Source organism: Desulfosporosinus nitroreducens (genome assembly GCF_023897015.1).
Classification (GTDB): Bacteria; Bacillota; Desulfitobacteriia; order Desulfitobacteriales; family Desulfitobacteriaceae; genus Desulfosporosinus; species Desulfosporosinus nitroreducens.
The window spans coordinates 66,176-79,906 of the sequence record NZ_JAMHFY010000007.1; the positions used below are offsets into that span (position 1 = coordinate 66,176).

The following is a 13,731-nucleotide window of genomic DNA, read 5'->3' on the forward strand; positions in this document are numbered from 1 at the left end:
ATTGAATTGACCCCTTTTCTCTTGTAACATTTACGTCGTTGTCTTTAGCCCATTGAACCACAAAAACAGATTTGCCCCTCTTCTGATAAGTCATCTTTGATATTTCCCTCGTTGATCACCGCATGACTAAAATCCGGTGTTCCATCCGCGAATATTGCTTCGGCAGCATTTTTGTTGTTTAACATGATATTTGTAATAGCCAAGGCAACCTCAGGCACTAATTTCAGTCTTTCGATCCACTGAAAGCAATAAAAATGAGTAACTGGATGTCGTGATCCATCCTTAGGATGAGTACAGTACCATACTGTATAACTGTACCCATCATAAGACTCCTCATTACAACGATTAAATGTGGCAGTGTCAGGAATCGAAACCAGATCTCTCTTTGATTTCATGGAAGCATTCTTCGCTTCAGGAATTCTCCGGGCGTCAATATTCTCTTTCAGAAAATTAATGACTCCAACGTCTGCCAGGGTGCTGGTATCCCCTATTTCTCGACCCTCTGCGATGTCTTTTAAAAGACGTCTCATTATTTTCCCGCTTCGAGTCTTAGGTAATTCAGTACTCAAAAAGATGTCATCCGGCCGTGCAAGTGAACCGATCTTTAGGACAACATGTGCTTTTAGTTCATTAACCAGCTCATCGTTAACCGCAATTCCTTCTTTTAAACTAACGAAGGCAAACACCGCTTGGCCCTTTACTTCGTGTGTTCTGCCCACACATGCCGCTTCAGCCACAAATGGATGATCAGCTAACGCACTTTCCACTTCCGCCGTTCCGATTCGATGACCGGAGACATTAATGACATCATCCACGCGTCCAGTTACCCAAAAATAACTATCTTCATCCCATTTCGCTTCGTCTCCGGTAAAATACATGCCCTTAAACTGGCTCCAATAGGTATCTTCATATCGTTTGTCATCACCATACACCGTTTTAAGCATCGCTGGCCATGGCTCACGAATCACTAAATATCCGCTCTTACCTTTCGGGACAGGATCACCAGCGTGATCAACTATTTCTATATGGACTCCTGGAAATGGGATCGTGCACGATCCAGGCTTTAGGGGTGTAATCCCTGGGACGGGTGTCATCATTATCATACCCGTTTCCGTTTGCCACCAGGTATCCACTATGGGGCATTGCTCTCGTCCGATATGTTTATAGTACCACATCCAAGCTTCCGGATTAATCGGTTCACCGACCGAGCCCAAGAGTCGTAAACTTGAAAGATCTCTGCCTGAGGGATAACTTTCTCCCCATTTCATAAACGTACGAATCGCAGTTGGTGCAGTATATAAAATTGTAACCCTATATTTCTCAACGATTTTCCAATAGCGATCCTTTTCTGGATAATCAGGGGCTCCTTCATACATCACAACCGTTGCACCATTACTTAATGGCCCATATACTAAATAACTGTGTCCAGTTATCCACCCAACATCCGCTGTACACCAATACACATCTTCTTCTTTGACGTCAAATACCCATTCATGCGTTGTCGAAACTCCAACCATATAGCCGCCTACCGTATGAACCACCCCTTTGGGTTTTCCAGTGGTTCCACTGGTGTAAAGAATAAAAAGCATATCATCCGCTTCCATTGGTTCCGCTGGACATACTATAGAAACATTCTCGACAGCTTCGTGATACCATACATCTCGTCCTTCTATCATATCGACAGGTTGACCGGTCCGCTTGACGACGATTACATTTTCTACACAATTATTTATACAAGTTACAGAGGGAAGTGCATGATCCACATTAGCTTTCAACGGGATACTATTCCCTCGTCGATAGCTTCCATCCGTGGTCACTACAACCTTTGACTGAGAGTCCTGAATCCTGTCCTTCAAAGCTTCTGCGCTGAACCCGCCAAATACAACACAGTGCGCAGCTCCTATCCTGGCACACGCGAGCATCGCGATAACGGTCTCAGGAATCATAGGCATATAAATTGTCACACGGTCTCCTTTTTCTACATCAAGAGACTTAAGTACATTCGCAAACTGGGAAACCTCGCGCAGAAGATCTTGATAGGTAAGGACTCGTCGATCTCCTTGTTCCCCTTCAAATATTAGAGCCGCTTTGTTCCGACGCGCTCCTTTTAAATGACGGTCCAGGCAATTATAAGCTGCATTCAATTTTCCGCCGACATACCACTTTGCAAATGGATAATTCCATTCTAGAATGGTGTCCCATGATTTAAACCAGTCCAATCGTTTCCCTTGTTCGTTCCAAAACTCATTCCGGTCCTGCCCTAGCTTATAAATTTCTGGGTTTTTAATTACGGAATTTGAAGTAAATTCCTTAGGAGGGAAAAATATCTTTTTCTCCTCCAGTGATCCTGGCCTATGTTTCTCTGTCATATATTACCCTCCTATCTTATATTCCTTTTATAATACACCACCAGGCCTAAAAGCGATAGTCATTTAGCCGACAATTCGGAATATTAATTTTCCATTTCATTTTTTATTTTTGAAGGAGTTCCGAAGAACTGTTCACAGCGAATATAAATAACCCCTCCTGTAACATTTTACTGGAGGGGTTATCCGCAATATTGAATTAATATTCTATGAAAGATTACAACAGCTTTTCAATCGAGCTTGAAATTATTCTTAAACTGCGTACAAGCTCTTGATATTCGTCTTTATTCAAATCAGAAATGCATGCTTTGTTGGCATTATTTGATATATCAATCAGATGTTCTAGGGCATTTCCGCCTTGTTCTGTAAGAGTTATGCTATAAATCCTGCGGTCATTTATATCAATATTTCTAACAACATACCCCTTTTTTACTAACAAGTCTAAGATTCTTGTGACATTTGTTTTATCCTTGAGGCATGCACGGGCTAAGTCAGTTTGGGATGCTCCCGGATTATGATAAACAGCATTTAGAATTGCCCATTGTTCTGTTGTAACATTTAAGCCGTTGTCTTTTATCAACTTACTAAAATAGGTTTTCATAAAATAGTTTGTTTTAGCAACAATAAAACCCAAGGAATCATCTATATTAAAATCTTTCATATATTCCCCTTCTTCATTCGTAACATCTAAAGAATAATAATATCATGAATCTTTAATTGAGCAAACTTCGTCTCAAAATATTATCTTCTTTTGAAAAACAAGGGGGCAATTGCCCCCTTGCTCGCCGAGCTAGATCCTTTCTGCAATTTTCAACCATGTTTCTTTGGTCAAAAAGCTTTCTTCCACTTGCTCTTCTAACTCTAAAAAGCGTTTATAGGGAATGCTAAAAGAAAGGACATCTTTGTCGATAAATTTACGGGCCGAGGGGTCGGTTAGACCTATACAGCACTTCGGGTTTTCCGACTCCACTTGATCCAATGCATAAAGTATTGACTGATGACAGCCAGCGCCAAAATCCACTTTTACATTGTCTTGGGTTGCTTTATCGTAATTAGCAAAGAACACCAGTGCTGATAGTTGATCCGCATTGGTTAGAAAAATGACAACCTCTGGTGTTTCACCCTCCCCTAATTCTGCCAAAGGTTTAAAGACAATATACTTCTTTGCCACGACTACCGGTAAGCCCGTTACAAATTTGGCTGCAACATCAGGATTCTTTTTATAAAATTCTCCTTCCATGCCGCCTACCCCGCCGGTAGACAAAAAATACTCCGTAAAACCCAATTTGAATTGTTCAAAACCCAGCCCTACTGCTCCGCCTCCGCACCCAGGGGTTTTAGAGTCAAACACTGCGCTCCGGCCCTTAGTTGCTGCATTTAACATTGAGATAACACAGCCCCACTTTCCCTCCTGAAATTGCAGAGCCCCCTCAGGTTTTAGATCTGTACGAAATACTGCAACCGGCTGGGTTTTGAGTTTAATAGCTTTGGCAATTTTGCTTTTCATTTTAACACTTCCTTCCTGACAGTTTGTTTTATATTCCTATGTTTCAGTATATTATTGTTATAACAATTGTAGATATAGCAACTATATTTGTCAACGTTTTTATACTATAATGAAACCATTTAAGGACCAATACGATCAACACCTACTCTGTTAATACTAGCAAGAAAATTTGATATACTAAAGAGGAAAGAAAGCGTCCTTACTAGAATATTCATAATCAATATACTTTATTAGTTTAGGAACGGACCTATTTACTTAGGAAATAGAAAATTTAACAAAAAGGGAGATGTGTGATGTCTAACTTCGTTGAAATTAATCCAGAACGTTTTGAACGGAGCCCGTTTAAGTTAATAGGTAAGGATTGGATGCTTATTACTGCTGAAAAGGATGGAAAGATTAATACTATGACTGCCTCGTGGGGCGGTTTTGGGGTAATGTGGGGTAAAAATGTTGCCTATATTGTTCTCCGCCCACAACGCTACACTAAAGAGTTTGTGGATAACTCTAAGACATTTTCCATCACATTTTTGGATAACAGCTTTAGAACAACATTAAGTTATCTTGGCACAAAGTCTGGCAGAGATGAAGATAAAATCAAAAACTCCAAGTTAACCGTTCTTCATACCGATGATATTCCGTATTTTGAAGAAGCAAGTATCGCAGTTCTTTGTAAGAAACTCTATGCCCAAGAATATAAACCCGAGTTTTTTATTGATCAAGAGCTTAATGAAAAATGGTATCCTGAGGTTGACCATCATACATTGTACATTGCAGAAGTTACAAAAATCCTTATAAAAGAGTAGCAAAAAGGAAGGCAGGAAGCAAAACAATTGCATCCTGCCTTCTTATCACCAGTAGGTGAAGATGGGCGCATTTAAACCTGAAACTTGCTAACGGCTTCCTGAAGATTCTGGGCTAGCGTAGCAAGGCTCTGGCTGGAAGAGGCTATTTCCTGCATGGACGCCGATTGCTCCTCAGTAGCAGCCGATACCGTCTGGGCTTCACCAGTAACCTTTTTACTTAAGTCATCAATCTGGTTCACAGATCCTACTATCTGTTGGCTGCCAATAGCCATCTCATCAATGGTCAAAGCTATTTCTTTCACCTGTTCAGATACGTGGGTCACCAATTCTGTGATTTCCTGAAAAGCTTGTCCGGCAGCATTAACTACTTCTGCTCCCAAGGTAACTTCCTGAGTGCCATTACCCATGGCCAGGACAGCTTGATCGGTGTCTCCCTGAATTTCGCCGATCAGTGAGGCTATCTGCTTGGTTGCTTCCTGTGACTGTTCGGCAAGTTTACGCACTTCTTCAGCCACTACTGCAAAACCTCGTCCTTGTTCACCAGCCCGTGCAGCTTCAATAGCGGCGTTAAGGGCCAACAGATTCGTCTGTTCTGCAATACCAGAAATTGTAATAACAATCTGCCCAATTTCCTTTGAGCGTTCGCCCAATTCAGCGACCGCCTTGGCCGAATTGTTTACAGTTTGTTCAATCTTTGCCATTTGTGAAACAGCTTTATTTACCGAGCTGTTCCCTTCGTTGGCCTTATTGGCAGCCTGGACCGATTGTCCAGCCACCTCCGTCGTTGTCGCTGAAACCTGTTGAATACTGGCTGACATCTGCTCAACAACGGCTGAAGCTTCATCAACAGCCCTCAACTGCTCTTCTGCACCTGTCGCCACTTCGGTAATTGACGTTGCTACCTGGTTCACGGCCAGAGCCGATTGTTCGACGCTAGCCGTTAATTCTTCACTGGCAGCAGCTAACTGCTCGGCTTGATAGCTGACCATAGTGACCATTTCATGCAAATGCATCCTCATCTTTTGGAAACCATTCGCCAGTTGACCGATTTCGTCTTCCGCAAAATCCCCTGTCTCACGCTCTCTAAAATCTCCTTGGGCCAAGAGCAGACACTCATCTCGTATCAACAAAACAGGTTTTGTGAACCTTTTGGCAATAAATACTATTGCAAGTCCAGTAATCAATAAACAAACCACGGCAATTATCAGCATCATTCGGGTTAAGCTAGTGGTTTCCCTGGTAGCCTCGACTTCAGGCGCCGCCACCGACATGATCCAGCGTTGTCCGCCCGGCAAGTCGATTGGAGTGAAAACCGCTATCCTTGGCACATTATCAACAAAGGTATATGCTCCGCTTAGCTGTTTCCCTGACTCTGCTGCCGACTTAAACAGGTTAATCAGATGGTCGTCAAGCTCAGCCTTTGGCAACTTAAGTTCAGGATTAATAGTCTTCTCCAAAAGATTCAGTTTGCCGATCGCTTCAGGAAGTTTTGGATGAGCTATGATCATGCCTGAATCATCCGCAATTTGACCATAGCCACTATCTAGAAATTTCAGATCTTTAATGAGTGCGGACACTCTTTCCACCGAAAATGTTCCAACCAACACCCCAGTGAACTGATCATTATTCTTGACAGGAACCGCTAAGACAACTGCTAACTTCCCAGTTGACTTGGAAACTAGGGGGTCTGAAACAACTGCTTGCTTGGTGTCTATAACTTTCTTAAAATAGTCGCGGTCACCGTAGGAGGAAGTCGCTCCAGTGCTGGTGAGCCCTGATCCATCAGGTGCCACGAAAACAACGGCATCAAAAGTACCAAATCGTTCTTTGGCCTCTGCCATAGCCTGAACCATCCGCACTTTGTCGGAACCCGTACGAATTTCCTCTAGATTACCCAGGTCTTGAAGCCGAGACAGCATAAGCTCCATATCGGCTTGAACGCGATTGCTGTAATCAGTTCCCACCGCGATGGCTGTTTGATCGACACTCTTGGTCAGGGACTGTTTGGAAAGGTAGTAGCTAACCCCAGTTAGCACACTTAATACCACGATAACAAGGGGCAACAAGAGCAGCAGCAATTTGGTTTGAATACTTTTAACGTTCACTTCTTCGACTCCTTTAGCTCAATTCCTACAAAATACGACTTTTATGTATATAATTAAAAGCTGTAGCGTTTAAAGCGCCACAGCTTAAAAATCACCAATAAAACGGTGTTCTACCTTTGGCAACCTGACTGTCATAGTACTTATACCTTAGACTCATGGCTTTGTGTCCTTACTTTTCAGTAAGTTTACTTTTCACTTTATTAAATTATGATGATGAGTCCTTCGTAACATCAGATTTTATATTCGTCATTATATACATTAATTATCTGAAATACAACATACATTTAATATCAAGTTATTAAAAGTTATACCAGAACTTTTTAAACCAAAATTCCATTACCGCCCCCTCTCACGATCGTGTAATGGAATTAGAAACCTCCGCAACAGTCAGTGTATTGAATGTGGTTCTTACTCATATTGAGGAACTTAAATGAAGGTTATGCTCGGAAACAACAGCATTCCTGCCGCCCTCTTTTGCTTTGTACAAGGCTCTGTCAACTCGATCCATAATTAAACCCTCATCATCCTGAGTACAGAATGATGTAACGCCAAAGCTGCAGGTTAGAGCCATTCCCTTCTTCATTGACTCTTTACAGATTGATTTTCGTAACCTTTCCGCGAGGGCAGAAGCCTCTTGACAATACGTCTGAGGTAAAAGAATTACAAACTCCTCACCACCCCAACGAGCAAACACATCCACTCCCCTAACTAAGCCTTTCACAAGATTGGCTATCTCTATAAGAACTATATCTCCAAAAATATGGCCATTTTTATCATTAAACTGCTTGAAATGGTCTATGTCAAACATAATAAGAGAAAAGGAATTTCCGTACCTCCTAGCTCCCTCAATCTCACTGCTCAACGCCTCGTTGAATTTCAGGCGGTTATATATATTAGTTAATGAGTCTTTCGTAGAAAGATCTTTAAAGTATTGTTTGTTAACAAAATCAAGCCTCATGTACTTGCCCAGACTGTACGAGGATATGCTGCTAAAAAAGATTGCTAATGACAGATACCCAAATACCGAACTAAATTCTAGCAAAGGTGGATGATATTTAGTCAGAGTAATAACCATATAACCAATCAATGCGAAAAGTGAAAGAAATACTTTATAGTGCAGTAAGTTTGGCACTAGAAAGAAAATCCCTAAAACAATCACATTAATCGAAAAAGCCTGGATTAGAAAATGATAGTCCTCATATTTCATAACAATAATAAAAAACAGTACAATAAAGATGAGTTGATAAATAGTGATCTTTAAAAAAGGAGATGACTTCAGGAAATAATCTGGCTTAAAATAAAACATCACTGATAACCCAAGGAACGTCAAACGACATAGAAAAAAAATAGCCAGAACCATGAATTGGCTGTTTGATGAAAAATCATAAACTAGATACAAGGAAAAAATGCTTCCTACTATAAGAGCGACTTTTCGCATATAGTTTTTAGACCTTGTTAAGTATGAATCCTGAAATTGCTGTTCTAAATGCTTGTCTAAGAACATTCCGGTCAATTTAGAAGTAACATGGTTTTGAGAATCCGCCAAAAAATCACTTCTTTCTAAAAGTACCACATTAGTAACCCTACCGCCCTTTACATTTCCACTATTAAACATTTTAAGATGAATATTGAATATATTATATTACAATATGGAGTATAATTCTATATTTTGTTATATTCTGTATAACTTTATTGTTGTAATCATATCTTTTTTGTTATACTTTGAAGAAATTTCTTCCAAATTGATCTATCATATAGAAATGAAAATACGCTAATCAGTTTTTACACACAGATTAGCGTATTTTTGTAATTGAAAAGAGATTTCCATCTGATTAGTGATCCCTGCGCCTTTAAAATAAGCGAGAATCTACCTGTCTAAATCTATCTTCAGGAACAGATAAGAGCTTCTCTAGAGTTTCTAATATTTCTGGCTTTTGTTTCGGTATTTTTCCATTAACCCAAGCAAAATTCGAGACATGATCACTGAGAAGGTCGAAAGGACCCTTTAAGTTGGCAACTAGAAGATGGGTTTCTTCTAGAGCTTCATGGGGGCTAAGCAGGTGAAAGTGCCCTTGTTGGTAATCTTCATACAGAGGGGTTCCTTTCCAAGGCACATATGTACGCAACCTCACAAAGTCTGGGGTAAATGCATTCAGTACCCTAGCGCTTTCTATTGCATGTTCATATGTACGCTCGCGTCCACCAATCCCAATGAGGATATATTCACTCAGTTCGATACCAGCGCCTCTCACCTTTAGACCCTCTTCAATCATTTCTGAGGACGTAAACCCTTTTTCTATCCTACGCAGAACTTCATCATCTCCGCTCTCCATTCCGGAGTGTATACGGGTTAGGCCTGCCTCTTTTAGACGGCGAAAATCCTTTATTTTTTTTAATTTGAGATATTTTGCCGAGCCATATACCGTCATACGCTTCAAGAATGGAAACATTTCTTGAGCATAATACAGAATTTCTGTAAGCTGGTCTGTTTTCATTAATATTGTGTTCCCATCTGGAAAAAAGATCGACTGGACTTTTTCCCCATGGTATTTTCGGGCTGTTCGAAGGTCCTCTTTAATATCTGAAACGGATCGAATTCGAAATTTTGTTTTGCGATACATACCACAAAAAGTGCATTTATTATGGGGACAACCGATAGTTGCTTGAATGAGTAAGCTTTCTGCTTCACTTGGTGGACGGTAGACAGTTCCTTCGTAACGCATTTTAAGCTCCTCTCTAAAGATAATTATGGCCTTAGAACTTATAAGCTCGGCCGAACAAACATTTCTTTACTTTTTTGTCTTTATCAATTCCGAGACTCCCACTTCTTGTGGGGTGTTCCTTATTCTACTTCGGTGACGATAGTCTCCAGTGGAGAGTATCGCCGAGCGCCTTTCCCAACACTTAGCGCGAAGGAGGTAGACTCCATCCTACGGCGCGAATGTAATCGTCTGTGGATATGTCCCTTCGGCATAAGTCTATCCTCAGCGCAATTGTATTCGTTACGGGCCGTGCGCTTTCGGCGATAAGTTCCACCGGAGACTATCGTACTGGAGACTTATGCCACCGAAGTCTTCGATGTTCAGCTTTAGCTGAACTAGTTCACTAAACGGCTGCCCGATGATTTCCTGCTTAGCTAAGAAAATTTGATCTTGAATATGTCTGGAAACTGAAGGATTTAGCCCCCCCTATACAGAATACTCTGATTTTATACTATTGGCAAGGAGGGGTAGAATGAAAAATATCTTTCAACGTAATTGGTATATTGAAGTGCGTCGCAGCGACAACGGACAGCTTCAAGCTAAAACGAGCTATGTTGATACCACCCGAGAAGCAACTGCTCATCTTTTGGTAGACGTTAATTCCTTTATTATAGAAGAAGCCCTATGGGAAGAACAGAAATCTTCAAAACCAATCGGCGCCCGCACACGTCAAGTCACACCACTGCAAGGCTCTGAAGCTTACTTTAGTTCCGGTCCGGCACTTAGAGAAGCAGCAACGTTTCTCAAGGACCCCCTTGCGGTTCCTCTTTTTTCCGAAACTGTTAAAGGGATTATTCAGGCTGAAACCTTTCTCCTAAGCGAGCGTGGCTATAGTTCAGAGGATGAATACGATCAAAAGTGGACGAATTTCTATTTAGGCTCCTGTAGGTACTACAGCAACTTAGACAAAGTGACTATGAGTTGGTATGAGCACGTTGGGGAAAGTAAACGATCTGGTAATTTGTTTGTGCGTTTCAAGACTCAGAGCCTTTTTGAGCTGAGGGAGGGGCAATACTTATTGATAGGAAATTTAAGTGATTCTTTCCACGAGGTTAATGTACGTCTAAAATTGGATGAGTTTACAGTTAAAGAAGCTGATGGGGTTCTTTTGCGTACTCCCGACATTATTTGCCGTGAGGCAGCATCTTTACTAGTGAACCTGCATGGCCTCGATATACGTGGGATTTCTAAAAAAGAGCTGGCAAGGCTTTTAGGCAAAGGGCAAGGTTGTGTTCATGTCATCGATTTGGTGAGTGATTGTACGCAAATCCTGGACACTCTAGTCCGCAAGGTAGTATAAACAATTCTAATTCCGCGAGAAAAGAGATAACAAAGTGAAAAAGAAGGACCCCAAAGCCTTAACGTAAGGATTTGGGGTTCTTGCTTTTTAAAATCATCCCGGGAGTCTATCAGAATTTAACAACAATCTACTCCCAAAGCAGTCCAGGTCTGAATACCGACGATTCCATCCGTAACTAGACCCATACACTCTTGGAAAGCAAGGACAGCCGCTCTAGTAATAGGTCCAAAGATCCCATCAACATTGCCCGTATAGAATCCTCTTGTTTTCAAGAGTCCTTGCAGTTTTACTACTGCTGGTCCAGTGCTCCCTTGTTCAAGAGTAGGACATTGATTTCCCGGTGGCGGGGTTGGTGTATGACAATCTACGCCCAGCGCTGTCCAAGTTTTTATTCCAACAATTCCATCTTGCGCCAGGCCCATGCTCCCTTGAAATGCTACGACTGCAGCCCGCGTGACAGGACCAAAAATTCCATCGACATTGCCTGTGTAGAAGCCTCTTGCTTTCAAGAGTCCTTGCAGTTTTACTACTGCTGGTCCAGTGCTCCCTTGTTGGAGAGTTGGACAGTGATTTCCCGGTGGTGGGGTTGGCGTATGACAATCTACGCCCAGTGCAGTCCAGGTTTTTATCCCGACAATTCCATCTTGCGCCAGGCCCATGCTCCCTTGAAATGCTACGACTGCAGCCCGCGTGACAGGACCAAAAATTCCATCGACATTGCCTGTGTAGAAGCCTCTTGCTTTCAAGAGTCCTTGCAGTTTTACTACTGCTGGCCCAGCGCTCCCTTGTTGGAGAGTTGGACAGTGATTTCCCGGTGGTGGGGTTGGTGTATGACAATCTACGCCCAGTGCAGTCCAGGTTTTTATCCCGACGATTCCGTCTTGCGCCAATCCCATGCTTCCTTGAAATCCTACAACAGCTGCCCGCGTGACAGGACCAAAAATTCCATCGACATTGCCTGTATAGAAGCCTCTTGTTTTCAAGAGTCCTTGCAGTTTTACTACTGCTGGTCCAGTGCTCCCTTGTCGGAGAGTTGGACAGTGATTTCCTGGTGGCGGGGTTGGTGTATGACAATCTACGCCCAAAGCAGTCCAGGTTTTTATCCCGACAATTCCATCTTGCGCTAATCCCTTGCTCTTTTGAAAAGCAAGGACTGCCCCTCTAGTCAATGACCCAAAAATCCCATCAATTTTTCCAGGGTTGAAACCGGCTGCTGCTAACTTAGTTTGCAACTTTTTCACGTTAGCACCAGATGAGCCCATTTTTAATAAAGGACATTGCGGTTGTCCATTGGAATTACCTATGTTTTTGTTATGCAAGTCAAAGCCCCCCCCTTTTTTCTAGCATATGTCGGATTAATTAACAATGTAAATTGTCCTTGATTTCTAAAATCATTATTACTATTTAGATAATCACTAACCCTTAAATAATGCATAAAATAGTAAATCACAGGCAATTGTCTCTGATATTGAATGTAAAGAGGTGACGATATTGACTACCTTAAGGCGGGGAGCGCGAGGGAACGAGGTTAGCGAGCTTCAAAGACTGTTACTGGAATGGGGTTATAACCCGGGGCCAATTGATGGAGTTTTTGGGGCGAAGACTGAACAGGCCGTCCTTCAGTTCCAAAGGGATCATGGATTAACGCGGGACGGCATTGTTGGTCCCATAACTTGGCGGGCTCTTCAAAGTCAACTGCCAGGCTATCAAATGTACACAATTCAAGCAGGTGACACTTTATACAAAATAGCCTTGAGATCTCAAATCAGTCTGTCTAGTTTATTAGCTGCCAACCCTGGGGTTGACCCTAATCAATTAAGAATCGGTCAACAAATTAGGATTCCCGTTCCTGGTCCTGGACCAGAACCCGTTCTTACACGTGTCGTAAGCGGATGGTTACCTTATTGGGTTCAATCTCTAGCTTTTCAATCCGTTCAAAATCACCCGGAGATATTTCATTCAATTTCACCTTTCTGGTATGTAATGACATCTGATGGTGATGTCCTAAGCTTTCCTGGTGCAGAAAGCAGTACCATTCTTTCCTATGCCAGAGAACATGGAATTAGGGTAATCCCACTTATCACGAATAGTTTTGACAGTGAACTCATTTCAATAGTTCTTAATGATCCAGTTCTTCGCCAAAGACATGTTCAGAACATCGTCAGCAAAACAGTTCAAATGGACTATCCAGGAATCGATATTAATTATGAGAATTTATATGTTAGAGACCGCGAATTATTTGTAGTCTTTCTGCGAGAACTCAAGGCTGCTCTTTATGCCATGAGCAGATTGCTTATTGTGAGTGTTCATGCTAAGACTGATGCAGCGGGAGCGTGGAGCGGCGCAGAAGCACATGATTATGTTGGAATTGGCCAAGCGGCTGATGCCGTTCGTGTCATGGGGTACGACTTTCACTGGCAAGGAAGCGATCCTGGACCCGTGGCACCAGCCGATTGGGTCGATGCAGTCTTGGCCTATGCGGTTTCAACTATCCCAAGAAATAAGATAGAACTTGGCGTGCCAGTTTCGGGTTATGATTGGCCGCTAGGTCAAACGGCGACGAGTGTTACCTATTCTTTCGCTGTTGTTAAAGCTAACCAGTATAACGTTCCCATTGCCTTGGATGCTTTACTGGGCCCCCACTATACTTATATGGATATTGCTGGCATTAACCATGAAGTTTGGTTTGTGGATGTACTTTATTTCGGAACACTTTTAGACCTAGTTAATAAATACGATATCCGTGGGATTTGTATCTGGCACCTGGGTGCGGAGGATCCGAAAATTTACGATGCTATAATTGGCAAGTTCTAATCCCTTCATTAACAGTATTCATTTTGTTGGACTCGTGGTTGATATGAGCACAATCCTATCAATTATTTTAAAGT

Annotated in this window: 10 protein-coding genes and 1 riboswitch; of the genes, 3 read left to right on the forward strand and 7 right to left on the reverse strand. The window is 42.0% G+C overall.

Annotated features, from left to right (window positions below; translation table 11 throughout):
* Nucleotides 1-44: 44 nt before the first annotated feature.
* The 3 genes from acs to M8E35_RS09985 form a co-directional block, all read right to left on the reverse strand.
* Nucleotides 45-2,369, reverse strand: coding sequence for an acetate--CoA ligase (acs, locus tag M8E35_RS09975; protein ID WP_252468716.1), 2,325 nt, complete (start codon nt 2,367-2,369; stop codon nt 45-47).
* A gap of 214 nt (nt 2,370-2,583) precedes the next feature.
* Nucleotides 2,584-3,027, reverse strand: coding sequence for a MarR family winged helix-turn-helix transcriptional regulator (locus M8E35_RS09980; protein WP_252468717.1), 444 nt, complete (start codon nt 3,025-3,027; stop codon nt 2,584-2,586).
* Nucleotides 3,028-3,156: 129 nt separating this feature from the next.
* Nucleotides 3,157-3,873: a DUF169 domain-containing protein gene (locus M8E35_RS09985; protein ID WP_252468718.1), complete on the reverse strand. Its 717-nt coding sequence runs from the start codon at nt 3,871-3,873 to the stop codon at nt 3,157-3,159.
* 293 nt (nt 3,874-4,166) lie between these two features.
* Between M8E35_RS09985 and M8E35_RS09990 the strand changes: the two genes are divergently transcribed.
* Nucleotides 4,167-4,676: a flavin reductase gene (locus M8E35_RS09990; protein WP_252468719.1), complete on the forward strand. Its 510-nt coding sequence runs from the start codon at nt 4,167-4,169 to the stop codon at nt 4,674-4,676.
* A 71-nt stretch (nt 4,677-4,747) separates the two neighbouring features.
* Here the strand turns inward: M8E35_RS09990 and M8E35_RS09995 are convergent, their stop codons facing one another.
* The 3 genes from M8E35_RS09995 to M8E35_RS10005 all read right to left on the reverse strand — a co-directional run bounded on the left by M8E35_RS09995 (nt 4,748) and on the right by M8E35_RS10005 (nt 9,504).
* Nucleotides 4,748-6,781: a methyl-accepting chemotaxis protein gene (locus tag M8E35_RS09995; RefSeq protein WP_252468720.1), complete on the reverse strand. Its 2,034-nt coding sequence runs from the start codon at nt 6,779-6,781 to the stop codon at nt 4,748-4,750.
* 115 nt (nt 6,782-6,896) lie between these two features.
* Nucleotides 6,897-6,981, reverse strand: a riboswitch (cyclic di-GMP riboswitch).
* A gap of 212 nt (nt 6,982-7,193) precedes the next feature.
* Entirely contained in the window at nt 7,194-8,327 is a 1,134-nt protein-coding gene (locus M8E35_RS10000) for a GGDEF domain-containing protein (RefSeq protein WP_252468721.1), read from the reverse strand.
* A gap of 304 nt (nt 8,328-8,631) precedes the next feature.
* A complete protein-coding gene (locus M8E35_RS10005) occupies nt 8,632-9,504 on the reverse strand; it encodes a radical SAM protein (protein ID WP_252468722.1) in 873 nt (290 codons plus the stop codon).
* Between the two features lie 511 nt (nt 9,505-10,015).
* Between M8E35_RS10005 and M8E35_RS10010 the strand changes: the two genes are divergently transcribed.
* Complete coding sequence (locus tag M8E35_RS10010; protein WP_252468723.1) at nt 10,016-10,843, forward strand: DUF2889 domain-containing protein; 828 nt, start codon at nt 10,016-10,018, stop codon at nt 10,841-10,843.
* Between the two features lie 116 nt (nt 10,844-10,959).
* On the opposite strand, the gene M8E35_RS10015 is transcribed toward M8E35_RS10010, so the two are convergent.
* Nucleotides 10,960-12,162 (reverse strand): peptidoglycan-binding domain-containing protein, encoded by a 1,203-nt coding sequence (locus tag M8E35_RS10015; protein ID WP_252468724.1) that lies wholly within the window; start codon nt 12,160-12,162, stop codon nt 10,960-10,962.
* A gap of 163 nt (nt 12,163-12,325) precedes the next feature.
* On the opposite strand from M8E35_RS10015, the gene M8E35_RS10020 reads away from it, so the two are divergent.
* Nucleotides 12,326-13,657: a peptidoglycan-binding protein gene (locus tag M8E35_RS10020; RefSeq protein ID WP_309446454.1), complete on the forward strand. Its 1,332-nt coding sequence runs from the start codon at nt 12,326-12,328 to the stop codon at nt 13,655-13,657.
* Nucleotides 13,658-13,731 lie beyond the last annotated feature (74 nt).